Source organism: Actinosynnema sp. (genome assembly GCF_052038725.1).
In genome coordinates, this window is sequence record NZ_JBQGCX010001201.1 from 1 (window position 1) to 24,790 (window position 24,790).

General features: G+C 72.7%; 28 protein-coding genes. 24 read left to right on the forward strand and 4 right to left on the reverse strand.

From position 1 onward, the window contains the following. The 18 genes from ACTUAL_RS25130 to ACTUAL_RS25215 form a co-directional block, all read left to right on the forward strand. Window positions 1-1,071: molybdopterin-dependent oxidoreductase (locus tag ACTUAL_RS25130; RefSeq protein WP_440901984.1), on the forward strand; the 1,071-nt coding region annotated here is incomplete at its 5' end. Window positions 1,072-1,153: 82 nt separating this feature from the next. Further along, window positions 1,154-1,804: a fasciclin domain-containing protein gene (locus ACTUAL_RS25135; protein ID WP_096497230.1), complete on the forward strand. Its 651-nt coding sequence runs from the start codon at window positions 1,154-1,156 to the stop codon at window positions 1,802-1,804. Between the two features lie 252 nt (window positions 1,805-2,056). Beyond that, complete coding sequence (locus ACTUAL_RS25140) at window positions 2,057-2,827, forward strand: redox-sensing transcriptional repressor Rex (RefSeq protein ID WP_015805406.1); 771 nt, start codon at window positions 2,057-2,059, stop codon at window positions 2,825-2,827. 46 nt (window positions 2,828-2,873) lie between these two features. After that, on the forward strand, window positions 2,874-4,190 hold the full coding sequence (locus tag ACTUAL_RS25145; protein ID WP_096497229.1) for a glutamyl-tRNA reductase: 1,317 nt from the start codon (window positions 2,874-2,876) through the stop codon (window positions 4,188-4,190). Next, window positions 4,187-5,128: a hydroxymethylbilane synthase gene (gene hemC / locus ACTUAL_RS25150; protein WP_440901985.1), complete on the forward strand. Its 942-nt coding sequence runs from the start codon at window positions 4,187-4,189 to the stop codon at window positions 5,126-5,128. Before ACTUAL_RS25145 ends, hemC begins: the two co-directional genes overlap by 4 nt. A gap of 14 nt (window positions 5,129-5,142) precedes the next feature. Beyond that, the gene (locus ACTUAL_RS25155) at window positions 5,143-6,675 is read left to right on the forward strand and encodes a uroporphyrinogen-III synthase (RefSeq protein ID WP_015805403.1); all 1,533 of its coding nucleotides are present in this window, start codon (window positions 5,143-5,145) and stop codon (window positions 6,673-6,675) included. A gap of 432 nt (window positions 6,676-7,107) precedes the next feature. Beyond that, window positions 7,108-8,082 carry a porphobilinogen synthase gene (gene hemB / locus ACTUAL_RS25160; RefSeq protein ID WP_440901986.1) on the forward strand — a complete coding sequence of 325 codons (975 nt, stop codon included), beginning with the start codon at window positions 7,108-7,110 and terminating at the stop codon, window positions 8,080-8,082. Further along, on the forward strand, window positions 8,082-8,648 hold the full coding sequence (locus tag ACTUAL_RS25165) for a hypothetical protein (RefSeq protein WP_096497226.1): 567 nt from the start codon (window positions 8,082-8,084) through the stop codon (window positions 8,646-8,648). Before hemB ends, ACTUAL_RS25165 begins: the two co-directional genes overlap by 1 nt. Before the next feature lie 54 nt (window positions 8,649-8,702). After that, window positions 8,703-9,374, forward strand: a complete 672-nt coding sequence (locus ACTUAL_RS25170; RefSeq protein ID WP_440901987.1) for a hypothetical protein — start codon at window positions 8,703-8,705, stop codon at window positions 9,372-9,374. 98 nt (window positions 9,375-9,472) lie between these two features. Then, on the forward strand, window positions 9,473-10,075 hold the full coding sequence (locus ACTUAL_RS25175; protein WP_096497225.1) for a hypothetical protein: 603 nt from the start codon (window positions 9,473-9,475) through the stop codon (window positions 10,073-10,075). A gap of 71 nt (window positions 10,076-10,146) precedes the next feature. Then, window positions 10,147-10,662, forward strand: a complete 516-nt coding sequence (locus ACTUAL_RS25180) for a hypothetical protein (protein WP_096497224.1) — start codon at window positions 10,147-10,149, stop codon at window positions 10,660-10,662. Between the two features lie 148 nt (window positions 10,663-10,810). Beyond that, window positions 10,811-11,569, forward strand: coding sequence for a hypothetical protein (locus ACTUAL_RS25185; RefSeq protein WP_440901988.1), 759 nt, complete (start codon window positions 10,811-10,813; stop codon window positions 11,567-11,569). 2 nt (window positions 11,570-11,571) lie between these two features. Then, window positions 11,572-12,015, forward strand: coding sequence for a DUF3093 family protein (locus tag ACTUAL_RS25190; protein ID WP_096497222.1), 444 nt, complete (start codon window positions 11,572-11,574; stop codon window positions 12,013-12,015). Window positions 12,016-12,028: 13 nt separating this feature from the next. Continuing rightward, window positions 12,029-12,466, forward strand: a complete 438-nt coding sequence (locus ACTUAL_RS25195) for a hypothetical protein (protein WP_440901989.1) — start codon at window positions 12,029-12,031, stop codon at window positions 12,464-12,466. 105 nt (window positions 12,467-12,571) lie between these two features. Beyond that, window positions 12,572-13,867 carry a glutamate-1-semialdehyde 2,1-aminomutase gene (gene hemL, locus ACTUAL_RS25200; protein ID WP_096497220.1) on the forward strand — a complete coding sequence of 432 codons (1,296 nt, stop codon included), beginning with the start codon at window positions 12,572-12,574 and terminating at the stop codon, window positions 13,865-13,867. Window positions 13,868-13,887: 20 nt separating this feature from the next. Next, entirely contained in the window at window positions 13,888-14,493 is a 606-nt protein-coding gene (locus ACTUAL_RS25205) for a histidine phosphatase family protein (RefSeq protein ID WP_096498115.1), read from the forward strand. Next, entirely contained in the window at window positions 14,490-15,077 is a 588-nt protein-coding gene (locus tag ACTUAL_RS25210; RefSeq protein WP_096497219.1) for a TlpA disulfide reductase family protein, read from the forward strand. Before ACTUAL_RS25205 ends, ACTUAL_RS25210 begins: the two co-directional genes overlap by 4 nt. Before the next feature lie 70 nt (window positions 15,078-15,147). Beyond that, on the forward strand, window positions 15,148-16,089 hold the full coding sequence (locus ACTUAL_RS25215; protein ID WP_440901990.1) for an NADP-dependent oxidoreductase: 942 nt from the start codon (window positions 15,148-15,150) through the stop codon (window positions 16,087-16,089). A gap of 359 nt (window positions 16,090-16,448) precedes the next feature. On the opposite strand, the gene ACTUAL_RS25220 is transcribed toward ACTUAL_RS25215, so the two are convergent. Beyond that, complete coding sequence (locus ACTUAL_RS25220; protein ID WP_440901991.1) at window positions 16,449-17,504, reverse strand: M64 family metallopeptidase; 1,056 nt, start codon at window positions 17,502-17,504, stop codon at window positions 16,449-16,451. Between the two features lie 123 nt (window positions 17,505-17,627). Here ACTUAL_RS25220 and ACTUAL_RS25225 point away from each other — a divergent pair, with 123 nt between their 5' ends. The 4 genes from ACTUAL_RS25225 (at window position 17,628) to ACTUAL_RS25240 (ending at window position 22,474) form a co-directional block, all read left to right on the forward strand. Next, a complete protein-coding gene (locus ACTUAL_RS25225; protein WP_096497216.1) occupies window positions 17,628-18,404 on the forward strand; it encodes a cytochrome c biogenesis CcdA family protein in 777 nt (258 codons plus the stop codon). Continuing rightward, on the forward strand, window positions 18,404-19,960 hold the full coding sequence (gene resB, locus ACTUAL_RS25230) for a cytochrome c biogenesis protein ResB (RefSeq protein WP_177154552.1): 1,557 nt from the start codon (window positions 18,404-18,406) through the stop codon (window positions 19,958-19,960). The genes ACTUAL_RS25225 and resB overlap by 1 nt, the downstream gene beginning before the upstream one ends. After that, on the forward strand, window positions 19,960-20,913 hold the full coding sequence (gene ccsB / locus ACTUAL_RS25235) for a c-type cytochrome biogenesis protein CcsB (protein WP_096497214.1): 954 nt from the start codon (window positions 19,960-19,962) through the stop codon (window positions 20,911-20,913). The genes resB and ccsB overlap by 1 nt, the downstream gene beginning before the upstream one ends. A 133-nt stretch (window positions 20,914-21,046) precedes the next feature. After that, window positions 21,047-22,474, forward strand: a complete 1,428-nt coding sequence (locus ACTUAL_RS25240) for an AAA family ATPase (RefSeq protein ID WP_440901992.1) — start codon at window positions 21,047-21,049, stop codon at window positions 22,472-22,474. A gap of 335 nt (window positions 22,475-22,809) precedes the next feature. On the opposite strand, the gene ACTUAL_RS25245 is transcribed toward ACTUAL_RS25240, so the two are convergent. Continuing rightward, a complete protein-coding gene (locus ACTUAL_RS25245) occupies window positions 22,810-22,992 on the reverse strand; it encodes a hypothetical protein (protein ID WP_015805385.1) in 183 nt (60 codons plus the stop codon). Between the two features lie 128 nt (window positions 22,993-23,120). Continuing rightward, window positions 23,121-23,330, reverse strand: a complete 210-nt coding sequence (locus ACTUAL_RS25250) for a BldC family transcriptional regulator (RefSeq protein WP_041838603.1) — start codon at window positions 23,328-23,330, stop codon at window positions 23,121-23,123. Between the two features lie 158 nt (window positions 23,331-23,488). Here ACTUAL_RS25250 and ACTUAL_RS25255 point away from each other — a divergent pair, with 158 nt between their 5' ends. Next, complete coding sequence (locus ACTUAL_RS25255) at window positions 23,489-23,950, forward strand: Lrp/AsnC family transcriptional regulator (protein ID WP_177154551.1); 462 nt, start codon at window positions 23,489-23,491, stop codon at window positions 23,948-23,950. Window positions 23,951-23,954: 4 nt separating this feature from the next. Further along, complete coding sequence (locus tag ACTUAL_RS25260; protein ID WP_096498114.1) at window positions 23,955-24,254, forward strand: DUF4229 domain-containing protein; 300 nt, start codon at window positions 23,955-23,957, stop codon at window positions 24,252-24,254. Window positions 24,255-24,698: 444 nt separating this feature from the next. Here ACTUAL_RS25260 and ACTUAL_RS25265 read toward each other — a convergent pair whose 3' ends face one another. After that, window positions 24,699-24,785 carry a DUF397 domain-containing protein gene (locus ACTUAL_RS25265; RefSeq protein ID WP_440901993.1) on the reverse strand — a complete coding sequence of 29 codons (87 nt, stop codon included), beginning with the start codon at window positions 24,783-24,785 and terminating at the stop codon, window positions 24,699-24,701. Between the last annotated feature and the right edge of the window lie 5 nt (window positions 24,786-24,790).

The following is a 24,790-nucleotide window of genomic DNA, read 5'->3' on the forward strand; positions in this document are numbered from 1 at the left end:
GCCGAGAAGCCCGTCGCCCCCGACCGCCGCGCCTTCCTCACCGTCGCGGGCGCGGCCGTTGTCGCCGGGGCCGCCGGCCAGCTCATCGGCAGCCGGACCGACGTCGAGGGCTCCCGCACCGCCGTCGGCAGCCTGGAGCCCGCCGTCCGCGCCCCCGCCATCCCGGACGGCGCCGACTTCGCCGCCGAGGGCACCCCGACCTTCCTCACCCCGAACGCCGACTTCTACCGCGTCGACACCGCCCTGACCGTGCCCAAGGTCCGCGCCGAGGACTGGTCGCTCAAGGTCCACGGCCTGGTCGACCGCGAGCTCACCCTCACCTACGAGGACCTGCGCAAGCGCGACCTGGTCGAGCAGACCACCACCCTCACCTGCGTCTCCAACGAGGTCGGCGGCCCCTACGCCTCCACCGCGACCTTCGTCGGCGTCCCGCTGCGCGACGTGCTGCTGGAGGCCGGCGTCCGCCCCGGAGCCGACCAGCTGTTCTCCACCAGCGCGGACGGCTGGACGGCGGGCACGCCGGTCGACGTCGTCATGGAGCCCGACCGGGGCGCCCTGATCGCGCTGGCCATGAACGGCGAGCCGCTGCCGGTCGAGCACGGCTTCCCCGCCCGCCTGGTCGTGCCCGGCCTCTACGGGTACATCTCGGCCACCAAGTGGGTCGTCGACCTGCTGCTCACCACGTTCGCCGAGCGCACCTGCTACTGGCGCGAGCGCGGCTGGGCGGCGCGCGGCCCGATCAAGCTCATGTCCCGGATCGACAGCCCCAAGGGCCTGTCCACGGTCACCGGGAAGGCCGTGGTGACCGGCGTCGCCTGGGCCCAGCCGGTGGGCGTCGGCAAGGTCGAGGTGCGCGCCGACGGCGGCCCGTGGCAGACCGCGCGGCTGGCCGCCGAGGTGAACGCCTCGACCTGGCGGATGTGGCGGGCCGAGCTGGACCTGCCGCCCGGCGGTCACACCGTCGAGGTGCGCGCCACCGACCTGGAGGGGCGGACCCAGCCGCAGGAGCGGGTGCCCCCGATCCCGGACGGCGCGACCGGGTGGCACTCGATTTTCTTCACGGTCGGGTGAAAGAGCTGAACCTCAGAGCGATCTGAGTCGAACGAATCAGTGGAAACCACTGATGGTTGAACTCACTGAGGAGTGATCCGCCGTGCGGAACAGCAAGCTCGCCCTCGTCGGAACCGCGCTGGTCGCGTCCCTGGCCCTCACCGCCTGCGGAGGCAGCGGGGACACCGCGTCGACGAGCAGCGCGCCCGCAGCCTCGTCGTCCGCGCCGATGACCCAGATGAGCAGCGCGGACGGCGCCACGAAGACCACTGACGTGTTCGGGCCCGGCTGCGCCAGCGTCCCGCAGGACCCGTCCAACAAGGGCTCCCTGGAGGGCATGGTCACCGACCCGGTGGCGACCGCCGCCAGCAACAACCCGCTGCTCACCAAGCTGGTCACCGCCGTGAAGGCGGCCAACCTGGTCGACACGCTCAACGCGCAGACCGCGATCACCGTGTTCGCGCCCGCGGACCCGGCGTTCGAGGCGCTCGGCGAGGCCAAGTTCCAGGAGCTGGCGTCCAAGCCCGAGGAGCTGGCCAAGGTCCTGCAGTACCACGTGGTGGGCAAGCGCTACGACGCCAAGGGCCTGGAGGCCGCGGGCGCCGTGAAGGCGCTGACCGGCGAGGAGCTCAAGGTCACCGGCTCCGGCGAGTCGATGATGGTGAACGACGCGAAGGTCCTGTGCGGGAACATCCCGACCAAGAACGCCACCGTGTTCGTGATCGACACCGTGCTGACCCCGCCCGCGGCCTGACCGGGTAGTGGACGGGGGCGAGCCGCGGGGACCGGGGACGGGCCCGCGGCTCGCCGCCTTCCGGGCGCGCCCGCCCGCAGGCGCGGGCGGGCGCGATCCAGGTGTCCTCACCGCGTTAGCCGACTTCACCCGGTGTGACGGGGCGGTTCCGCCGACTTTGTGCGTGCGTTCACAAGCTGTACGGTGGTCGCATCACACCGCTGGTGGAGGTGCCCGGCGGCTCTTGGTGGCGGACGTCTGAGGAGTACCAGCGTGGCGGCTCAGCGGGGCGAGGGTGACGCGAGCGCGACCACCCCGAAGGCCCCTGCGGAGGCCGAGGTCCGGGAGCGGGCCCGCGCGATCCCCGAAGCGGCGGTCGCCCGGCTCGCGGTGTACCTGAGGGTGCTCTCCGGCATGGCCGACCAGGGCGTGACGACCATCTCCAGCGAGGAGCTCTCCGGCGCGGCCGGGGTCAACTCGGCGAAGCTCCGCAAGGACCTGTCCTACGTGGGCTCGTACGGCACGCGCGGCGTCGGCTACGACGTCGAGGTGCTCGTGAGCCACATCGAGCGCATCCTCGGCCTCACCCGCAAGCACAGCGTCGCGGTCGTGGGAATCGGTAATCTTGGTCACGCGCTGGCCAACTACGGCGGCTTCCCCAGCAGGGGCTTCCCGGTGGCCGCGCTGTTCGACATGGACCCCGACCTGACCGGCGTCCCGGTAGGGGGAATCCCGGTCAGCCACATCGACGACCTCGCCTCGGTCTGCGCCGAGCGGGAGGTGTCCATCGGGGTCATCGCGACCCCGCCCCAGGCCGCCCAGGCCGTCTGCGACCGTTTGGTATCCGCCGGAGTCCAGTGCATCCTGAACTTCGCACCCGTCGTCCTCCAGGTCCCGGACAACGTCGAGGTGCGCAAGGTCGACCTGGCGGTCGAGATGCAGATCCTGTCGTTCCACGTCGCGCGACGGGCTGACGAAGCCGCCGGGGAAGTGGTCAGCGGAGCCAGCGGAGTCGGTGTGGACGGGGTGGTGATTCGCCCGTGAGCGTGCGGGTAGTGAGCCGGACGGCTCCGTTGGACGTGGTCGCGGTATGAGCCTCCTCGTCGTGGGGCTGTCCCACCGGACCACACCGGTGCCCGTGCTGGAGCGCGCGGCCGTCGCCGACCTGCCCAAGGTCCTCGGCCAGCTGCTCGCCGCCCCCAGCGTCTCGGAGGCCGTGCTGCTCTCGACCTGCAACCGGGTCGAGGTGTACGCCGTCGTCGAGACCTTCCACGGTGGCATGAACGAGGTCGTCGAGGTGCTCGCCCGCCAGTCGGGCGTGGACACCGCCGAGCTGTTCGAGCACCTGTTCGTCCACTACGCGGGCGCCGCGGTGGACCACCTGTTCTCCGTGGCCGCGGGCCTGGACTCGATGGTCGTGGGCGAGGCCCAGATCCTCGGCCAGCTGCGCTCCGCGTACGCCGCCGCCGACGAGGCGGGCGTGGTCGGCCGCGCCCTGCACGAGCTCGTCCAGCAGGCGCTGCGCGTCGGCAAGCGGGTGCACAGCGACACCGGCATCGACCACGCGGGCGCGTCCGTGGTGTCCGAGGCGCTGGCCGACGCCGAGCAGGCGCTCGGCGGCCTGGCGGGCAAGCGGGCCCTGATCGTCGGCGCGGGCTCCATGGGCGGTCTCGCCGTGGCGCACCTGCGCCGCGCGGGCATCGGCTCGGTCGCCATCGCCAACCGCACCGCCGCCAACGGCGCCCGCCTCGCCGAGGCGCTGCGCGCCGAGGGCGTGCCCGCCGAGTCGGTGGGCCTGGACACCCTGTTCGACGAGGTCGCCGCCGCCGACGTGCTGTTCGCCTGCACCGGCTCGATGGACCTCACCGTGGGTGCCGAGGCCATCGGCGACCGCGCGCCCGACCGGCCGCTGGTCGTCTGCGACCTCGGCCTCCCCAAGGACGTCGACCCCGCCGCCGAGCTGCTGGCGAACGTGCGGGTGGTCGACCTGGAGACCCTGCAGCGCAGGCTGTCCGACGCCCCGACCGGGCAGGACGCCCAGCGCGCGGCGGAGATCGTCGCCGAGGAGGTCCGCGCCTACCTGGCCGGGCAGCGCTCGGCCGAGGTCACGCCCACCGTCACGGCCCTGCGCAAGCGCGCCGCCGAGGTGGTCGACTCCGAGCTGCTGCGGCTCGACTCCCGGCTGCCCGAGCTGGACGGCGCGGTGCGCGCCGAGCTGGCCAAGACGGTCCGCCGGGTGGTCGACAAGCTGCTCCACACGCCGACCGTGCGGGTCAAGCAGCTGGCCGCCGGGCCGGGCGGCGCGGGCTACGCCGAGGCGCTGCGCGAGCTGTTCGGCCTCGACCCGCAGGCGCCCGCCGCGGTCAGCACCCCCCAGTCCCCGCAACACAAAGGTGAGACGCGGTGAACCGCACCCTGAGGATCGGCACCCGAGGAAGCGCGCTGGCGCTCGCGCAGACCGGCATCATCGCCGACGCCCTGCGCGCCGCGGGCGCCCAGGTGGAGATCGTCACGGTCTCCACGCCCGGTGACCGCTCGCACGCGCCCATCGCGGAGATCGGCGTCGGGGTCTTCACCTCGGCGCTGCGCGACGCGCTCGCGCCCGGCGAGGTCGACGTCGCCGTGCACTCGTACAAGGACCTGCCCACCGCCCCGGACACCCGGCTGTCGCTGGCCGCGATCCCGCCGCGCGAGGACCCGCGCGACGCGCTGGTCGCCCGCGACGGGCTGACCCTGGGCGAGCTGCCCCCCGGCTCCAAGGTCGGCACGGGCTCCCCGCGCCGCGCCACGCAGCTGGCGGCGCTCGGCCTCGGCCTGGAGATCCTGCCCATCCGGGGCAACATCGACAGCCGCATGGCCAGGGTCTTCGACGGCGAGCTGGACGCCGTCGTGCTCGCCCGCGCCGGGATCTCCCGGCTCGGCCGGGTCGAGAACATCACCGAGGTCCTCGACCCGATCCAGATGCTCCCCGCGCCCGCGCAGGGCGCACTGGCGATCGAGTGCCGGGTCGACGACGTCGACACCGAGCACTTGCTCCGCTCCACGCTCGACGATTCGGCCAGTCGGGCCGCTGTCACCGCCGAGCGCGCCATGCTGGCCGCGCTCGAAGCCGGGTGCAGCGCGCCGGTCGGCGCACTGGCCGATGTGGTGGAAGACCTCGACGACGAGGGAGCGGTGGTCCTCCGCATCTCCCTCCGCGGGGTCGTGGCGGCGGAGGACGGCGACCTCCTCCGCGCGTCGGCCACCGGTGACTTGACCGCAGCAGAGGAACTCGGCCGCGCGCTGGCCGCCGAGTTGCTCGACCTCTCCGGCCACGCCGCAGCGCGGTCGGCGGGGCGTAGTTGATGGGGAGTGCCCTGATGACCCGCGCGCGCAAGACCCCCGGCCGAGTCGCCTTCGTGGGCTCCGGCCCAGGTGACACCGGGCTCCTCACGGTCCGGGCCCGCGACCTGCTCGGCAAGGCCGAGCTGGTCGTGACGGACCCGGACGTGCCCGCCGAGGTGGTCGCCTTGGTCCCCGACGGCGTCGAGGTCCGGCCCGCGGTCGGCGAGCCCGCCGACGTGGCGAAGGACCTGGTGGCCGAGGCCAAGAACGGCGCGGCCGTGGTCCGGCTGGTCGCGGGCGACCCGCTGACCCTGGACTCCGTGGTGAAGGAGGCGCACGCCGTCTCCAAGACCACGATCGCCTTCGACGTGGTCCCCGGCGTGCCCGCGGGCACGGCCGTCCCCGCGTACGCGGGGGTCGCGCTGGGCGCGGTGCACACCGAGGCCGACGTGCGCGGCGCCGTGGACTGGGCCGGGCTCGCCTCGGCGACGGGCACGCTCGTGCTGCACGCGACCGGCGGCCACCTCGCCGAGGCGGCTTCCTCGCTGGTGGAGCACGGCCTGGCCCCGCAGACCCCGGTCGCGGTGACCGCCGACGGCACCGGCTTCAGCCAGCGCACCGTCGACACCACGCTGGCCTCGCTGGCCGCCGACGCGGGCGAGCTGTCCGGCCCGCTGGTGGTCACCGTCGGCAGCGCGGTCGCGAACCGGCCGAAGCTGTCCTGGTGGGAGTCGCGGGCGCTGTACGGCTGGCGCGTGCTGGTGCCCAGGACCAAGGAGCAGGCGGGCGCGATGAGCGACCGGCTGCACTCGCACGGCGCCATCCCCGTGGAGGTGCCGACGATCTCCGTCGAGCCGCCGCGCAGCCCGGCGCAGATGGAGCGCTCGGTCAAGGGCCTGGTCGACGGCCGCTACCAGTGGGTCGTGTTCACCTCGACCAACGCGGTGCGCGCGGTGTGGGAGAAGTTCCGCGAGTTCGGCCTGGACGCCCGCGCGTTCTCCGGCGTGAAGATCGCCTGCGTCGGCGAGGCCACGGCGGCGAAGGTGCGCGGCTTCGGGATCATCCCGGAGCTGGTGCCGTCCGGCGAGCAGTCCTCCGAGGGCCTGCTGGCCGACTTCCCGCCGTACGACGACATCCTGGACCCGGTCGACCGGGTGCTGCTGCCGCGCGCCGACATCGCCACCGAGACCCTCGCGGCCGGGCTGCGCGACCGGGGCTGGGAGATCGACGACGTGACGGCCTACCGCACCGTGCGGGCCGCCCCGCCGCCCGCCGACACCCGCGAGATGATCAAGTCCGGCGGGTTCGACGCGGTGTGCTTCACCTCGTCGTCCACGGTCCGGAACCTGGTCGGCATCGCGGGCAAGCCGCACGCCCGCACGCTGGTGGCCTGCATCGGCCCGCAGACGGCGGAGACGGCGCGCGAGTTCGGCCTGCGCGTGGACGTGCAGCCCGAGGACGCGAACGTCCCGGCGCTGGTGGACGCGCTGGCGCAGCACGCGGCGAGGCTGCGCGCCGAGGGCGCCCTGCCCCCGCCGCGCAAGACCAAGCGCCTGCGCAGGTCCTGAGCCTGCGTGATCTGAGCCTCGCGCGGCCCGTCCCGGAACTCCGGGGCGGGCCGCGCGCGTTGTGCCTGGTGCGCGGCGACCCGTTCGGCCCGCCGCCGGAGCGGGGGCGATCGGCGGCGCCGCACCCCCGGTGCGCCGGTGGTCGCGGGACGGGGACAGAATCGGTGCGACGACGCTCGGTGACGGGCGTCGCCCGGCCGCTCCTGCCCCGGAGCGCGCCGCCGAGCACGACCGCCGCTGGACGTGAGCCGGACCCCCGGTTCCCGCCGAGCGCGGGCCATCCCGGTGTCGTCACGCGTGGTGACCGATCCGGGGGTGGCCGCACGTCCGCGCCGGACCCCGGCGCGGGCGGTCCGCAAGACCGCCGTCCGGCGGCGTCCCGCGAGGCGGCGCACGGGCGGACACCGACAGCCGTCGAGGAGTGCACCGGAAGTGTTCCCGTCCCACCGCCCCCGCCGCCTGCGCACCACGCCCGCGATGCGCCGACTGGTTGCCGAGACCGAGGTCAGGCCGAGCCAGCTCGTGCTGCCCGCGTTCGTGAAGGAGGGCGCGCGGGAACCCGTCGAGATCCCCTCCATGCCGGGTGTCCTCCAGCACAGCCGCGACTCGCTGCGCAAGGCCGCCGTGGAGGCGGTGGAGGCGGGCGTCGGCGGGATCATGCTGTTCGGCGTGCCCGCCGAGCGCGACGCCGTCGGCTCCGGCGCGACCGACCCGGACGGCATCCTCAACGTCGCCCTGGCCGACCTGCGCTCCGAGCTGGGCGACGCCACCGTGCTGATGTCGGACTGCTGCCTGGACGAGTTCACCGACCACGGGCACTGCGGCGTGCTCGCCGCCGACGGGACCGTCGACAACGACGCGACCCTGGAGGTCTACGGCGAGATGGCCGTGGCCCAGGCCCGCGCGGGCGCCCACCTGGTGGGGCCCAGCGGCATGATGGACGGCCAGGTCGGGTTCATCCGCACCGCGCTGGACGAGGCCGGGTTCACCGACACCGGCATCCTCGCCTACACCGTCAAGTACTCGTCGGCGCTGTACGGGCCGTTCCGGGACGCGGTGGAGTCGCAGCTCAAGGGCGACCGCAAGACCTACCAGCAGGACCCGGCGAACGTCCGCGAGTCGCTGCGCGAGCTGGCCCTGGACCTCGCCGAGGGCGCCGACATGGTCATGGTCAAGCCCGCCCTGCCCTACCTGGACGTGCTGCGGCAGGTCGCCGACGCCAGCGACGTGCCGGTGGCGGCGTACCAGATCTCCGGCGAGTACGCGATGGTCGAGGCCGCCGCCGCGAACGGCTGGATCGAGCGCGAGCGCACCGCGCTGGAGCTGCTGACCTCGATCGGGCGCGCGGGCGCCGACATCGTGCTCACCTACTGGGCGGCCGAGGCCGCGACCTGGTTGGACCGCTGATGAGCGAGGGGTGGTTCGGCGCGCCCAAGAAGGACGCGGAGAAGCCGAAGAGGCCGGAGCCGCCGAGGATGGTGGTGCTGGCGCAGCGCCTGTGGTTCGGGGTCGCGGCGCTGGGCCTGGTCGGGCTCGTGGTGCGGTTGATGGACCGGACTGCGATCACCGCGCAGGTCAGGGCCGAGTACCCGGACTGGCACCAGTCGATGATCGACGACGGGGTGACCGCGACGATCGGCGGCGCGCTGATGGTGCAGCTGCTGATGACGGCGGTGTACGTGCTGCTGGCGGTGCGGTTCGCAGGCGGGCAGAACTGGGCGCGGATCGTGCTGACCGTGTTCGCCGGTTTCGGGATCGCCTCGAACGGCATCTCGCTGCTGGCGGTCGGCACGGGCCTGGCCGAGGTGCTGAAGGTCGCCGCGCCGCCGGTGTCCGACCTGGTCGTGGGCGGGGTGCTGCTGCTGGTCTACCCGGTGTCGCTGGTGCTGATGTACCACCCGACGACCAAGGGCTACTTCCTGCCGCGACCGCCCGTGATCGGCCAGCGACGCACGGTAGCTAACGGGTTGTAGTCGTCCGGTTGTCCCGAGTCACGCCCGGCTTGTCCATTCTCTACCGTTCCGGGCATGACCACCCCCGATCCGCACGGCTCGCAGGGCCAGCCGCCGCAGGGGTACCCGCAGGGCGGGTACCCCCAGGCCGGGGCCCCGCAGGGCTACCCGCAGGCGGGCCAGCCCCAGGGCCACCTCCAGCCCGGCTACCCGCAGCCCGGCTACCCGCAGGCCGGCTACCCCTCGTTCCCGGCGGCAGGCCCGATGGCCGAGGGCGAGCCGACGCCCCGCCCGAAGTCCGTCGACCTGTCCTTCCTGCTCTGGCTGGTCAGCGCGGGCCTGTCCGTGCTGTCGCTCATCGTCAGCAGCCTCAACATCGAGGCGACGGTCGCCGAGTCCGCCGCCAGGCTCACCGAGGCCGGTCTGCCCATCGACCCGGCCGAGATCGACACCAGCGTCAGCTTCGGCAGCATCGCGTTCACGCTGGCGATCACCGCGGTCTGGGTGGCGGTCGCGTTCGCCATGCGGGGCGGCGCGAACTGGGCGCGCATCGTGCTGACCGTCCTCGGCGCGCTGTCGCTGGTGTTCGGCGCGCTGGTCAGCCTGTTCTCGCTGCCCGTGCTGTTCGCCATCGGGGCGCTCGGCGTCGTGGAGGCGCTGCTCAGCATCGCCAGCATCCCGGTGATGCTCGCCGCCATCGTCTACATGTTCACCGGCGGCGCGAGCCGCTACTTCGCGACCAGGTGACGACGTGCAGCCGAACGATGACGCAGGGTAGCTAACGGATTGTAGTTACTCACTCGTTCGGCTCACGTGTACCTCACACGGTCTCTACCGTCCCGGCCATGACCACGCCTAACCCGTACGACCCGTCCCAGCAGCAGCCCCAGCAGGGCTACCCCCAGCCGGGGTACCCGCAGCAGGCGTACCCGCAGGCCGGCTACCCGAGCTCCGCCCCGGACCCGGCCTCCCTGCACCAGGTCGCCCGCCCGAAGAACGTCGACCTGTCCTTCATGCTCTGGATAGCCACGGCGGCCGTCTCGGTGATCGGGCAGATCCTCAGCCTGCTGACCTACGAGGCCCAGGCCAAGGAACTGGCCATCCAGATGGGCGCGCCCGCGGGCGCCGACCTGGACGCGATCATCGAGTCCTCCAGCCCCGGCTACGGCGGCTTCATCTTCCAGCTGATCATCGTCGCGGCCTGGGTCGCGGTCGCGTTCGCGATGCGGGGCGGGGCGAACTGGGCCCGCATCGTCCTCGCCGTCCTCGGCGGCCTCGGCGTGGTCATGCTGCTCATCGGCGGCATCGCCATCCTCGGCCTGCTGTTCGCCATCGGCGGCCTCGGCGTCCTGCAGGGCCTGTTCGTGCTGGTCAACCTCGTGCTGATGATCGGCGCGATCATCACCATGTTCACCGGCGGCGCGAGCCGCTACTTCGCGAGCAACTGACGCGCGCGGGTCACGGGCCGCGTCCACCGGGAGTGGACAGCGGCCCGTGCCCGTAATTACCGTTTTGGTCCGTGACCCCGCCGCAGGAGCCCGACCACCACGCCCACCCGTCCGCGCCCCCGTTCGGCGGCGTCGAGCCGCAGGGAGCGCCCGCGTCCCGCGTGGAGCGACCGCGCGAGGTCACCGTCGCCTTCTGGGTGTGGGTGTCCGGGGCCGTGCTGTTCTCGCTGTTCGCGCTGATCTCGTTCACCCAGCTCGACGCGGCCACCGACCTGCTGGTCGAGGGTCAGCAGTACCCGGACATCCCCAGGGAGCAGCTCGTCCCGCTGGTCACCACGGTCCTGATCGTCACGCTCGTGCTGACCGTGGTGTTCGCCGTGCTGGCCGTGCTGTTCGCGCACCACGCGCGCCTGGGCAAGCCGTGGGCCCGCGTCGCGCTGACCGTGCTCGCCTGCCTCGCGCTGGCGTACCTGGTGTTCAGCGCGAACGTCGTCACCCTGCTGCTCGCGATCATCCCGGCGGTGGGCGTCGGCGCGCTGTACACCCCCAAGGCCAAGGCCTACTTCGAGGCGGGCCGCTACCGTTAGTCCTTCACCCGCATCCGTCCTCACGTTCGGGATCACCTGATGCGGTGACACAACCGGCGAGGGCCGGCCCAGTGCGACGGGCCGCCACCACCGGTCGGCCGGGTGCGGGGGGCGTCCGGCAGGAGAAGCCGCCAGGGGAGAAGGACGCATGAGCGAGCCGTCGTGGGGCGACCAGGGGCAGCAGGGCCAGGGGGGCGCGGGCCGGTTCGGCGCGACCGACCGGCAGGACGCCGACCAGTTCGGCTCGGGCCAGTACGACGCCGGGCAGCAGAGCGCAGGCCAGTACAGCGTCAGCGCGTACGACCCCACCCGGTACGACCCCGGCCTGGGGGCGCAGGCCCACCCGCAGGCCCACTACGGGGCGCCGAACCCGCACCAGCCGGGGTACCCCCGACCGGGCTACCACCAGCCCGCGCACCCGCAGCCGTGGCAGCCGGGCCACCCCCTGCCGCCGCAGCCGGGTCTCCCGCTGCCGCCGCAGATGACGCCGGTGCAGAACGTCCTCGTCGGCCCCGGCCAGCGCCCCCTCGTCGTGGTGATCTCGTTCGCCCTCTGGGTGGCCGCCTCGCTGTCCTGGCCGCTGGGCACGCTCGCCCTCGTCCTCCACCACGGGGGCGACCTCGGCGGCGGCGGGTCGGTCATGTCGCTGTTCTTCTCCTCCTGCGTCGCGATCGGCGGCGTGGCCTGCGCGGTCCGCCTGCTGCGCGGTGGCGCGGGCGCCCGGCTCGGCCTCGCGTTCGGCGGGGTGGTGATCGGCCTGTTCGCCCTGCTCCTGGAGGTGGGCGGCGACGGCGGTGACGCGCTCGACCTCGTCGTCGTCGTGCTGCGCCTCGTCCTCCCGCTGCTCGCGGCCGTGCTGAGCTTCCTGCCGCCCGCCAAGCACCACTTCGCGGCGGGGGTGCGCTGACGGTGGAGCAGCCCACCCTCTACTCGGAGCGCGGCGCGACCTGGTGGCCGCTCGCGTGGGGGCCCGCGTTCGCGCTGATCGGGTTCGCCGTCGAGGCGCTGACCGGCGGTGCGCGCCCGCTGTTCTGGCTGGTCGTGGCCGTCGTGCTGCTGCTGCCCACCGCCGTGTGGGTGCAGGGCCGCAGGCGGGTGCTCGGGGTGCGGCTGACGCCGGTCGCGCTGCACCAGGGCCGCGAGGAGCTGCCGGTGCGCGACATCACCGAGGTCAGGGGCGTCGAGCCCAGGGCGGGGGCGCGCGTGCTCGGCGGCGGCTGGACCCTGCCGCGCGGCACCGAGCCGGTGCCGGTGCGGCTGTCGGACGGCACCGTCGCGCTCGGCTGGGCCAGGGACCGGGCCGCCCTCACCGAGGCCCTCGACCGCCTGCTGCGCGCGCCCGGCCGGTCGTGAGAGGCTGCTGGTCGTGACGACCGCTGTGACGGCAGGCGCGCCCGCCGAGGCCCCCGGACCCGCGCTGCACCAGCCGAGGCGGGCGCTGACCGCGGCGGCCGAGGTGCTGGGCGCGGTGCTGCTGCTGGTGGCGGCCTCCTGGACCTGGGACCGCGGCATCCGCCACTACAGCTACGACGCGGGCCCCGACCTGCCCCAGCTGGAGTCGACGCGGTACTTCGGCAACTGGATCGGCGCCGCGATCGTGCTCGGCGTGCTGGCCGGCCTGCTGGTGCTGGACGCGGTGCGGCAGGTGGTGCTGGCCGTGCGCACCAGCGGCGAGGACGGCGTCGAGCACGCCGACGCCCACCCGGACCACGACTACCCCGACCCCGACCACCACACCGGCCCCGATCACGACGGCGAGGCCCGACCGTTCCCCGCCGACCGGGACCACCGCACCCGAGCGTGACGCTGGTCCCAGCGGAGCCCCCCGCACCCGGTCGACCTCGACGTTCCCACCCCGAGCGGCGGACCGCCCCCACCCGCCCCCGCCACCTCGTGTGAGACTGGGACCGTGACAGCCCAACGATCCCAGGCCCTGTTCGACCGCGCGTCAACGGTGATCCCCGGAGGCGTCAACTCCCCGGTCAGGGCCTTCCACTCGGTCGGAGGCACGCCCCGGTTCATGGTGCGCGGCGAGGGCCCGCACCTGTGGGACGCCGACGGCAACCGGTACGTCGACCTGGTCTCGTCCTGGGGACCGATGATCCTCGGCCACGCCCACCCCGAGGTGGTCGACGCGGTCCGCGCGGCTGCCGTGCACGGCCTGTCGTTCGGCACCCCCACCGAGGGCGAGATCGAGCTGGCCGAGGAGATCATCGGCCGCGTCCTGCCCGTCGAGCAGGTGCGGCTGGTCAACTCCGGCACCGAGGCGACCATGAGCGCCATCCGGCTGGCCAGGGGCTTCACCGGTCGCCGCAAGGTCGTCAAGTTCGCGGGCTGCTACCACGGCCACGTCGACGCGCTGCTCGCCCAGGCGGGTTCCGGCGTCGCGACCCTGGGCCTGCCGACCTCGCCGGGCGTCACCGGCGCGCAGGCCGCCGACACGCTCGTGCTGCCCTACAACGACGTCGCCGCGCTGGAGGCCGCGTTCGCCGAGAACGACGGCGAGATCGCGTGCGTCATCACCGAGGCCGCCGCGGGCAACATGGGCGCGGTCGCCCCGCGCGACGGGTTCAACGCCAAGCTGCGCGAGCTGTGCCACGCCAATGGCGCGCTGCTGGTCGTCGACGAGGTCATGACCGGTTTCCGGGTGTCCCGCTCCGGCTGGTTCGGGATCGACGCGGTGCCCGGCGACCTCTACACCTTCGGCAAGGTCATGTCCGGCGGCCTGCCCGCCGCCGCGTTCGGCGGTCGCGCCGACGTGATGGCCAAGCTCGCGCCCGCGGGCCCCGTCTACCAGGCGGGCACGCTCTCCGGGAACCCCGTCGCGGTCGCCGCGGGCCTGGCCACGCTGCGCGCCGCCACCGACGACGTCTACCGCGCCCTCGACGCCAACGCCACTCGCCTCGGCGCGCTGTTCACCTCCGCGCTCACCGAGGCGGGCGTGCCGCACCGGGTGCAGTTCGCGGGCAACCTGGTCAGCGTCTTCTTCACCGAGGACGAGGTCGTCGACTACGCGGGTGCCCAGGCCGCGCAGACCTGGCGCTTCCCCCCGTTCTTCCACGCCCTGCTGGAGCGCGGCGTGTACGCCCCGCCGAGCGCCTTCGAGGCGTGGTTCGTCAACGCCGCCATGACCGACGCCGACTTCGACCAGATCGCCGAGGCGCTGCCGCACGCGGCCCGCGCCGCCAGGGAGGCCCAGCAGTGAGCCGGACCGTCGTCCACGTCATGCGGCACGGTGAGGTGCACAACCCCACCGGCATCCTGTACGGCCGCCTGCCGGGCTTCAAGCTGTCCGACAAGGGCGAGCGGCAGGCCCTCACGGTCGCCGAGCACCTCGCGGACCACGACGTCGCGCACGTCGTCGCCTCCCCGCTGGAGCGCGCCCAGCAGACCGCGACCCCCATCGCCGACTCGCACCGCCTGGACCTGGCCACCGACCCGAGGCTGATCGAGGCGGGCAACAAGTTCGAGGGCCTCAAGGTCGCGGTCGGCGACGGCGCGCTGAGGCAGCCGCAGCACTGGCCGAAGCTGGTCAACCCGTTCCTGCCGTCCTGGGGCGAGCCGTACCTGCACATCGCGCACCGGATGCTCGCGGGCGTGCAGCGGGCGCGGGCCATCGCCGAGGGCCACGAGGCCGTGATCGTGTCGCACCAGCTGCCGATCTGGACCCTGCGCCGCTTCCTGGAGGGCAAGCGCATGTGGCACGACCCGCGCAGGCGGGAGTGCTCCCTGGCCTCGCTCACCAGCCTGGTGTTCCAGGGCGAGGAGCTGATCAGGATCGTCTACAGCGAGCCCGCGGGCAGCACCGACCCCAGGGTGACCGGGGCGTGAGCAGGCGAACGTGGCGGAGGCTGGCGCCCGCGCTGCTCGCGCTGGCGCTGGCCTCCGGGTGCGCGACCGGTGACGACGCGGTGGCGGTGGGCGGCGAGTTCCAGTTCGTCGCACCCGGCGGTCAGGTCCGCATCCGCTACGACGGCGACGACCGCAAGCCGATCAGCGGCCTGAGCGGCCCGTCCCTCATGGAGGACGGCAAGACCATCTCCCTGGACGACTACGCGGGCAAGGTGGTCGTGGTCAACGTCTGGGGCGCCTGGTGCCCGCCGTGCCGGACCGAGGCCCCCGAGATGCAGAAGGTCCAGGACGAGGCGGGCCCCAAGGGCGTCCAGGTCCTCGGTCTGGACGTCCGCGAGACCTCGATCAACGCGGGCCGCGACTTCAAGTCCAACCGCGGCCTGACCTACCCGTCGATCTACGACGACTCGGGCCGCACCCTCCTGGCCTTCAAGGGCTACCCCCCGAACGCCGTCCCGTCCACGATCGTCCTGGACAAGCAGCACCGCGTGGCGGCCGTCTTCCTGGAGAGCCTGATCGCCAGCGACCTCCTGCCCCTGGTCGAGGAGCTGGCCGCCGAGTAGCGCTTCGCCACACCGAAGCGGTCCGGCCAGACGTGGGGTGGTCGGACCGCTTCCCGTGGTTGTGCCGTTGATGAGAGCCATCGGCGTGCACCGCTTCGGCGGCCCGGAAGAACTCCGCCTGCTCGACCTCCCCGAACCGCAGGCGGGCCCCGGCGAAGTCCGAATCCGCGTCCACGCGGCAGCGGTCAACCCCACCGACGTCCTCCTCCGCACCGGCGGCCACGCCGTCCGAATGCCGAACGCGACCCCGCCATTCGTGCCCGGCATGGACGCGGCGGGCGTGGTCGACCAGGTGGGCCCCGGTGTGGACCGCCTGGTGGTCGGCCAACCGGTGGTCGCACTCGTCCTGTTCACCACCCCGCGCGGCGGCGCGTACGCGGACCACGTCGTGATCCCCGAGGCGTCCGTGGTCCCCGCACCGGAGGGCGTCGACCTCCACGCGGCCTCCACCCTGCTGATGAACGCCCTGACGGCCCGCGTCGCGCTGGACGAGCTGAACCTGCCACGGGGGGCGACCGTCGCGGTGACCGGAGCGGCCGGGGCCGTCGGCGGCTACGCGGTCGAACTGGCGAAGGCGGACGGCCTGCTGGTGGTCGCCGACGCCGCCGAGCGGGACGCCGAACTGGTGCGGTCCTTCGGCGCAGACCACGTGGTCCCGCGCGGCACTGGTGTCGCCGAGCACGTCCGGGCCCTGCTCCCCGACGGCGTCCCCGGCCTGGTGGACGGCTCCGCCCAAACCACCGAACTGCTGCCCGCGCTGGCCGACGGCGGAACCCTGGTCGAACTGCGCGGCTGGGCAGGCCCAGCCGAACGCGGCATCCAAGTCCGCCCGGTGATGGTCCCGGACCGCATGACCGACACCAAGACCCTGACCGAGCTGAGCCAAGCCGCAGGCAAAGGCCACCTGACCCTCCGCGTCGCCGAGGTCCTCCCCGCAGAACGCGCCGCAGAAGCCCACCGCCTCCTGGAGGCAGGCGCCCTACGAGGCCGCTTGGTCCTCGACTTCACCTGACCGCCTCGCAGGCTGACCACCTCACGGGTTGACCGCCTCGCGGGCTGCACTCCCCCCTTCACCGCCTCGCGGGCTGCGGGGCGAGCGCAGCGAGCCCGCAGCCGCCCCATCCCGCGTCCCTCTTCTCCGTGTGGCCAGGCGCAGCCCGAGCGCAGGTGTCCAGACGCCGCCGCACTGCCCGGAAGACCGGGGTGCCCAACGGCGTCTTGACGAGTGTGCTTGCCTGAAAGGAGGCCAAACGGAGAAGAGGGACCCCGCCCACCGCAGGGGTAAACGGGACCACAAGACCAACGGTCACCGGCCGGCAGAGCCCGTGTCCCCTCTTTTTTGGAGGTCTGCCCCGCCGGCGAGGCGAGCCCTTAGCTCTTGACTTTCAGCCTCTCGCCCTCGGCCCCCACCCGCTCACTCCCAGGCCACCGGTCACCCAACCGCGTCACCGCAGGCCCAGCCACCCGCTCAGCCCCCAACTCCGGAATCCGAGCCTCGAACGCCTCAGCCATCACGTCCAACCCGACCAGGTTGAACTCCTGCCCCAACGTCCGCATGATCGAGTTCTCAGTCGGCCGGTACAACCCGTACCGGTAATACCGAGCCCCCTCGTAAACCCCGACCACCCCACCATCCGGGGACTCCTTCCCCAGGTACGAGCCCCACTTCCCCCCGCTCGCGTCCCCGGTCACGTTCGGCTCCCACGGCTCAGTCCCCGCGTACCGCTCGTACGGGTACTCGTACTCATCCGCCAACCCGCCGATCGAGTGCCCCAGCTCGTGCACCGCGATCTGCCCGGCCGACTCGTTCCCACCCGCCGCCGTGGCCACCCCACCACCCGCGCCGCCGTACTTCGACGTGTTCCCCAGTGCGATCACCTGGTCCGCCTGAGGCGCCAGCGCCGCGTACCGCCGCGCCGCCCCCTCGTCCACGCACAACAACCGCTCCGTCGCCAGATCCCGCCCCTGGCACCAGAACCCCATGTCCATCGCCGTGTCCTTCGCCGTCCCCAGCGAGGGATCGTTGTCCACCCCCGACTCCGGGGAGATCACGTCGACCCGCCAGACGTTGAAGTACTGCTTGTACGTCTTGAACGGCTCGACCGCCGACAACTCCTCCCACTTCGACTCGGCGTCACGCCGGTAGGCGGGCAGATCCCCCTCCGCGTACCCGTCCCCCACGAACACCAGGTCGAACCGATCCCCCGGAGCCCCGGTCTCCTGGATCGCCACCACCTCCGCAGCGACCTCCGCGGGCGCGGATCTCTTCTGCAAATCCCCCGGAACCGGGACCGGGACCTGGGTGATCGTCCCGTCGGGGGAGAAGGCCTCCACCCACTCCACGTCCGGCGCCGCCGAGGAGATCGGCGCGGACAGGAGCGAGGCAGCGGCGACCAGCACGGGCAGGGTGAGCCGGTGTGCACGCATGTGATCAAGCTATGGACGCCGCCGATCACCCACAAGGGGAGCCCCACCCCTGAGTGTGACCCAGGTCGCGGCTAGGGGTGTCCGGTGCGAGCCCGTCACGTGCGGTTACCTACCCTGAAACCCGTGAACCCGACGGAGCTGGTGACCTCCGGGCCGTTGCTTCTGGCCACCGGTGTCGCCCTCCTCGCGGGGGCGATCTCCTTCGCGTCGCCGTGCGTGGTCCCGCTGGTCCCCGGCTACCTCGCGTACCTCGCCGGCCTGGTCGGCGCCGACGCGCCCGCCGTGGGCGCGGACGAGGACCGCAAATCCGGCCGCTGGCGCGTCGCCGGGGCCTCCCTGCTCTTCGTCCTCGGCTTCACCGTCGTCTTCGCGCTCACCTCGTTCGTCGTCCTCGGCGCCACCGAGGTGCTCTGGCTCAACGAGGACCTGCTGCAGCGGATCGGCGGCGTCGTCACGATCGCCATGGGCCTGGTCTTCATCGGCCTGATCCCCGCCCTGCAGCGCGACGTCCGGGTGCACCGCGTCCCGCGCGGCGGCCTGCTCGGCGCGCCGCTGCTCGGCGGCGTGTTCGCGCTCGGCTGGACCCCGTGCCTCGGCCCGACCCTGGCAGGCGTGCTCGCGCTCGCCAGGGGCACCGAGGTCGGCTCGGCCACCGGCCGGGGCGCCCTGCTCGTGCTCGCCTACTGCCTCGGCCTCGGACTGCCGTTCGTGCTGATCGCGCTGGGCACCCGCTGGGCGGTCCGGATGACCGGCTGGCTGCGCACCCACGGCCGTGCGGTGCAGATCTTCGGCGGCTCCCTGCTGATCCTGGTGGGCGTCGCACTGGTGACCGGGTTGTGGGGGGACTTCGTGGGCTGGTTGCGGATCGCCGTCGTCAACGACTACGAGCTGCCCCTCTAGTGCGCGCCGCGATCGCCTTCCTGCGCAACACGTGGCGCGGCCTCACGTCGATGCGCACGGCGCTGACCCTGCTGTTCCTGCTCGCGCTCGGGGCCATGCCGGGCGCGATGCTGCCGCAGCGCCCGCTCAACGCGCAGAAGACCGCCGACTACATCGCCCAGAACGGCTGGTGGGCCGAGTACCTGGACGACCTCGGCTTCTTCGACGTCTACGCCAGCACCTGGTTCTCCGCGATCTACGTGCTGCTGTTCGCCTCGCTCGTCGGCTGCCTGCTCCCGCGCACCTGGGAGTACTACGGGCAGATGCGGGCCAAGCCCGTGCTCACCCCGCGCAACCTGGCCCGACTCCCGCACCACGCCGAGGGCGAGTCGCAGGCCACCGCCGAGGACGTCGTGGCGGCGGCCCGCCAGCGGCTGCGCGGTTGGCGGCTGGTCGAGCGCGAGGAGGCGGACGGCGCGCGCAGCGTCAGCGCCGAGCGCGGCTTCCTGCGCGAGACCGGCAACCTGGTGTTTCACTTCGCCCTGCTGGGCCTGCTCGTCTCCTTCGCCGTCGGCAAGATCGTCGGCTACGAGGGCCAGGTCATCGTGCAGACGCAGGGCGGCCAGTTCTGCAACTCCGGCGTCTACAACTACGACACGTTCCGCCCCGGCCTCCAGGTTGACGGCACCGACCTGTCCCAGTTCTGCGTCAAGATCAACGACTTCTCCGCGTCCTACCTGGAGAACGGCCAGGCCGAGCAGTTCAGCGCGAACGTCCAGTACCAGTCCGGCGAGGACCTGGTCACCGGCACGTGGCGCGACTACCTGCTCCAGGTGAACCACCCGCTGCGCACGGCGGGCGACCGCGTCTACCTCCTCGGCCACGGCTACACCCCGCTGTTCACCGTCACCTTCCCCAACGGGGAGGTCCGCGAGGGCGCGATCCAGTGGCGGCCGGTCGACCAGGTCACGTTCGCCTCCGAGGGCGCCACCAAGTTCGACCCGCCCGGCGTGACCGACGCCGAGCAGCGCCGCAAGAGCCAGCTCGCCATCACCGGCCTGCTCGCGCCGACCGCGTTCTACCACGGCGAGATCCTCACCTCCTCCTTCCCCGAACCCCGCGACCCGGCGGTCGCGATCGACGTCTACCGGGGCGACCTGGGCACCGACACCGGGCGCGGCCAGTCGATCTTCTCCATCTCGCAGGAGCAGGTGGAGAGCGGCAAGCTCGCCAAGGTCGCCAGGCAGAACCTCGGCGTCGGCGAGGAGCTGACCCTGGACGACGGCACGCGGATCAGGTTCGACGGGGTGCGCGACTGGGTGTCCATCCAGATCTCGCACGACCCGTCCCAGGTGTACGTGCTGGTGTTCTCGATCCTGATCATCCTGGGCCTGATGGTGTCGCTCAGCGTCAAGCGCAGGCGGATCTGGGTCAGGGCGACCCCCGGCCAGGACGGGCGTACGGTAATCGAGGTCGGCGGCCTGGCGCGCACCGACCAAGCGGGCTACGGCGGCGAGTTCACCGACCTGTCCCGCGACCTGCTGGGACCCGGCCCGTCGGAACGAAGGAAGAGCTGATGCAGGCGACCGCCATGGCGGACTACAGCGATTGGACCTACGTCGCCGCGGTGGCGGTCTACGTCCTCGCCGCCGTCCTCTACCTGTGCGAGCAGGCGTTCGCCCGCACCAAGCCCCAGGAGGAGCGGGCGCTGGTCGGCGCGACCGCCACGCCCACCGCGGGCGTCGGCGCGGACGGCTCGTGGACCCCCGGCCGGGTCGTGGAGGAGCCCAAGCTCCCGCGCGCCGAGCGCCTGGGCCGCATGGGCGCCGCCCTGACCGTGCTGGGCGCGCTGCTGCACCTGGCGTCCCTGGTCACCCGAGGCCTGGCCACCGGCCGCGCCCCGTGGGGCAACATGTACGAGTACGGCGCCATGCTCACGCTGGCCGCCGTCGTCACCTGGATCGTGCTGATGCGCGCCTTCCCGGTGCGCAAGCTCGGCGGGATCATCCTGACCCCCGTCGTGATCATCATGTTCCTCGGCGGCACCGTCCTCTACACCGACGCCGCGCCGGTCGTGCCCGCCCTCCAGTCCTACTGGCTGGTCATCCACGTCTCGGTCATCTCGATCTCCAGCGGCGTGTTCTTCGTGCCGGGCGTCGCCAGCCTGCTCTACCTGGTCAAGGCCGGGAACCCCGAGCGGTTCCCGAAGCTGCCCGACAGCGACGTGCTCGACCGGATCGCCTACCGCAGCACCGTCTTCGCGTTCCCGCTGTTCACCATCGGCATCATCACCGGCGCGATCTGGGCCGAGGCCGCGTGGGGCCGGTTCTGGGGCTGGGACCCCAAGGAGACGGTGGCGTTCGTCTCCTGGGTGGTCTACGCGGCCTACCTGCACGCCCGCGCCACGGCAGGATGGCGGGGCAGGCCCGCCGCGTGGATCAACGTGGTCGGGTTCGCGATGACCATCTTCAACCTCTTCTTCGTCAACCTCGTGACCACCGGGTTGCACTCGTACGCGGGCGTCAGCTGAGCCGTGCTCGGGCGTTAGCCGATCGAAAGCCGATCGTTCACTCCCGCTGTCGTGGAACCGGTTGCCCCCTACTACCGTCGCACCCGTGGGGTCGGGGAGGTCTCGATCCGCATCCTCAGGGAGGACCCCAGCGGTGACCGGTCACTACGAGAACCCTGATTCTCCGAGGCAGCAGCCCGGTTCGGAGGGCAATCCGAACCACTCCGGCAGCTACCCGGTGGACCAGGGCCAGGGCTACGCGGACTCGATGTACGCGGACCCGTCGACCGCCTACATCGAGTCCACGCCGTCGGGGGGAGTGCCGGTCAGCGGTGGGGCGTCCGGCGCGTACCCGGCTCCCGGTTCGCAGTCCGGCGCGTACCCGGTGTCGGACTGGCAGTCCGGGGCCTACCCCGCGCCGGGTTCCCAGTCGGGCGCGTACCCGGCTCCCGGCTCGCAGTCCGGGGCCTACCCCGCTCCCGGCTCCCAGTCCGACGCGTACCAGGTCCCCGGCTCCCAGTCCGGCGGCTACCCGGTCCCCGGCTCGCAGTCCGGCGGTTACCCGGTCGGCCAGCCCACCGGCTACCCGGCTCCCAACAACTTCCCGCAGGGCGGGTACGGCGGCTACGGCCAGCAGGCCCCGCAGCAGCGCGGCGACGCCAGCAAGGCCAACGAGGTGTCGTCGCAGCAGTTGATAAAGCGCGCGAAGCGCCCCCCGCAGTCGGGCTGGCGCAAGACGCTGCACTCCCTCTCCGGCGGGTTGATCAACCTCGGCGAGAGCCCGGCCGACCTGCGCAGGCGCGAGCTGATCGGGCGGATCAACCAGCCGCTGCGCGGGTGCTACAAGATCGCCATGCTGAGCCTGAAGGGCGGCGTCGGCAAGACCACGACGACCACCACGCTCGGCTCCACGTTCTCCTCGCTGCGCGGCGACCGGGTCATCGCCGTGGACGCCAACCCGGACCGGGGCACGCTGGCGCTGAAGGTGCCGAGGGAGACCACCGCGACCGTGCGGCACCTGCTGCGCGACGTCGCCCGGATCACCAAGTACAGCGACGTGCGCGCGTACACCTCGCAGTCGCCGAGCAGGCTGGAGGTGCTGGCGTCCGAGCAGGACCCGGCGGCCTCCGAGGCGTTCAGCGACCAGGACTACCTGCGGACCGTCGCGCTGCTGGAGCACTTCTACAACATCGTGCTCACCGACTGCGGCACCGGTCTGATGCACTCGGCCATGAAGGGCGTGCTCGACCAGGCCGACTCGCTGGTGCTGGTGTCGTCCGGCTCGGTGGACGGCGCGCAGACGTCGGCGGCCACCCTGGACTGGCTGGAGGCGCACGGCTACCGCGACCTCGTCGCCAAGTCCGTCGCGGTGATCAACTCGGTGCGGCCGGGCTCCGGCAAGGTCGACCTGGACAAGCTGGCGGCGCACTTCGCGCAGCGGTGCCGCGCGGTCGTCCGCATCCCGTTCGACGCGCACCTGGAGGAGGGGGCGGAGATCGAGCTGGACAAGCTCAGCCCGGACACCAGGCTGGCGCTGCTGGAGCTGGCCGCCGTCGTGGCGGACGACTTCCCCAGCAAGTGAGGTGAACGACTGAGCCCTGACCAGGCCCGAGGGCCTTCCGGGGACGTGACAGGCCGCCGTTCCGCACTCGCGGGCGGCGGCTTTCGCGTGTCCGGGGGCTGGGGCCGTTCGGAGGTGCGCTGGGGCCGTCCAGGGCGGACTGGGATACGTCCAGCGGCGTGCTGGGGCCGCTCAGGAGCGCGCCGGGGCCGTCCGAGGGCGCACTGGTGCCGTTCAGCGGCGCGCGGGAGCCCGCGTGCCGGGGCGTGCGAGGTCGGCGGCGCGCGAGGTTGACGGCGGGTTGCCGCCGGGTGCCCGCGAACGCGCGAGGGGCCTCACCGGGAGGCCCCGCCGCGTCACTCCTCGTCCTGCCGCTTCTGCTTGCTCTGCTGCTCGCCGAGCTTGCGCAGGAACTCCGGGTCGTCGTCGGGCGCCACGAACCGCCTGGTCGCGACGCTCTCGGGCCGTGCGGACCCGAACGCGCGCCAGAGCAGCACCGCGATGGTGAGGGCGCCGATCAGCGCGAGCACGTACAGCATGGGCACCTCCTTGACCACGAGGTTACCCGTGTCTGGAGGGTGAACGACTCCGGTCGGGCGCACCGGGTTCCCCCGGTTCCCCCTGCCCGGCGGCCCGCCGCCCGCAGCGGGCCCGGCCGTGCGCGCCGTCAGTGCCTGACGGGCTCGGTGGCCTCGGTCGTGAGCTGGTGGAGCAGGGTCTGCACCTCGGACTCGCGGAACCGGCGGTGCCCGCCCGGCGTGCGGATGGAGCCGATGCGGCCCGCGGTGGCCCAGCGGGTCACGGTCTTCGGGTCGACCCGGAAGAGGTTGGCGACCTCACCGGGAGTCAGCAGGCGTTCCCCTGGATGAGCTTGCATCGTGGTCACGGTGGCCTCCCCTGTCGATCAGACGTACCGGACGCATCGTGGCATCCCACCCTTCGGGTACTCGAACGCTTGGGTGATGGTAAAGAGGTAGCAAAGGGACGAACTGCGGGAATTCGGACACCGGTTGCCGGTGGGCCTAGGCTTGCCGGGTGGACGCAGTGGATCGCCAGATCATCGCCGCCCTGCGGGAGAACGGCCGGGCCACCTACGCCGACCTGGGGCGCAAGGTGGGGTTGTCGGCCTCGGCCGTGCACGAGCGGGTCGGGAAGCTGGAAGCGTCCGGGGTGATCGTCGGCTACCACGCCGTGGTGGACCCCAGCTCGGTCGGGCTCGGCGTCACGGCGCTGATCAGCATCCACCCGACGGACACGGCGGACGACAACGAGGTCGCGCTCTCGCTGGCCGAGCTGATCGAGGTCGAGTCGTGCTACCGGGTGGCCGGGGACGAGTCGTTCATCGTCAAGGTGCGGGTGCCCACGGTGGACGAGTTGGAGCGCTCGCTCGGCGCGCTGCGGAAGATCCCCGGCGTCGCGCGGACCAGGACGACGGTCGTGCTGTCGACCAGGTTCGAGGGCAGGCCCAACACGACCACGGTGGGGCTGGACGCGTAGGGTGATGGCCGTGCATCTGGGTCGTGACGTGGCGCTTTACGTGGTGGCGCGGTTCGCGATGGTCGCGCTGGTGGCGTTGGCGCTGGTCATGGTGAACGTGCCGCTGCTGGTCGCGCTGCTGGTGTCGCTGGTCGTCGCGCTGCCGCTGTCGCTCTTCGTGTTCAAGGGGCTCAGGCAGCGGGTGGCGATCGGGCTGAACGAGCGCGACCAGGTCCGCAAGGCCGAGCGCGAGCGCCTGCGCGCGCAGCTGCGCGGCGAGCCCGAGGCGTCCGGCGACGTGACTTCGGGGTCCGGCTCGAACTGACACCTCGGCTCGGGTTTCCCCGTCGACGGTCAAGGTTTCCTTACCAAAGCGCTCAGGAACCCCCTTCGCTCGACCGTGCGACCCACTTTCGAGGGTCGGCAGCCGGGGCTGAGGTGGCGCAACTCACTCCGCGGGGCGCGGTCCTCGATTCCTCACCGGTGCGCGCTGAGGTCGACCACCGGGGTTGCCGCCCGGTTCCGCGTGGTGCGTCGTCGGAAACCGCGCCGAGTCTTTCCGAGGTCGCCCGGCTCGTGGAGCGGGCGCTGGACGACGCCCGGCGGCATCGAGCAAGGGGAACGGGTCCTGGTCGCCCGCACGGGCGTGCCTGCCCCGAGCGCTCCGGGGGACGAGTTTGCCGCTGCCGGTGTGGCGGGAGGCGATCAGGCGACTCCTCAACACCGGCCGCCGCCCGGACGACGTGGACTGGCAGGACTCCGAGGTGTGCTAGCGCTTCAAGCGCGCGGTGAACGCCGCCCAGGACGCCGTGCTGACCCGGAGCGCACCCCCCTCGGGGTTCTTGGAGTCCCGCACTGAGA

What these genes read in the sequence shown, in the direction of transcription:
- ACTUAL_RS25145 (WP_096497229.1), top strand. Translation starts at nt 2,874, where the DNA reads ATGAGCCTCCTCGTCGTGGGGCTGTCCCACCGGACCACACCGGTGCCC.
- ACTUAL_RS25155 (WP_015805403.1), top strand. Translation starts at nt 5,143, where the DNA reads ATGACCCGCGCGCGCAAGACCCCCGGCCGAGTCGCCTTCGTGGGCTCC.
- ACTUAL_RS25165 (WP_096497226.1), top strand. Translation starts at nt 8,082, where the DNA reads ATGAGCGAGGGGTGGTTCGGCGCGCCCAAGAAGGACGCGGAGAAGCCG.
- ACTUAL_RS25170 (WP_440901987.1), top strand. Translation starts at nt 8,703, where the DNA reads ATGACCACCCCCGATCCGCACGGCTCGCAGGGCCAGCCGCCGCAGGGG.
- ACTUAL_RS25175 (WP_096497225.1), top strand. Translation starts at nt 9,473, where the DNA reads ATGACCACGCCTAACCCGTACGACCCGTCCCAGCAGCAGCCCCAGCAG.
- ACTUAL_RS25185 (WP_440901988.1), top strand. Translation starts at nt 10,811, where the DNA reads ATGAGCGAGCCGTCGTGGGGCGACCAGGGGCAGCAGGGCCAGGGGGGC.
- ACTUAL_RS25205 (WP_096498115.1), top strand. Translation starts at nt 13,888, where the DNA reads ATGCGGCACGGTGAGGTGCACAACCCCACCGGCATCCTGTACGGCCGC.
- ACTUAL_RS25215 (WP_440901990.1), top strand. Translation starts at nt 15,148, where the DNA reads ATGAGAGCCATCGGCGTGCACCGCTTCGGCGGCCCGGAAGAACTCCGC.
- ACTUAL_RS25220 (WP_440901991.1), bottom strand. Translation starts at nt 17,504, where the DNA reads ATGCGTGCACACCGGCTCACCCTGCCCGTGCTGGTCGCCGCTGCCTCG.
- ccsB (WP_096497214.1), top strand. Translation starts at nt 19,960, where the DNA reads ATGCAGGCGACCGCCATGGCGGACTACAGCGATTGGACCTACGTCGCC.
- ACTUAL_RS25245 (WP_015805385.1), bottom strand. Translation starts at nt 22,992, where the DNA reads ATGCTGTACGTGCTCGCGCTGATCGGCGCCCTCACCATCGCGGTGCTG.
- ACTUAL_RS25250 (WP_041838603.1), bottom strand. Translation starts at nt 23,330, where the DNA reads ATGCAAGCTCATCCAGGGGAACGCCTGCTGACTCCCGGTGAGGTCGCC.
- ACTUAL_RS25260 (WP_096498114.1), top strand. Translation starts at nt 23,955, where the DNA reads ATGGCCGTGCATCTGGGTCGTGACGTGGCGCTTTACGTGGTGGCGCGG.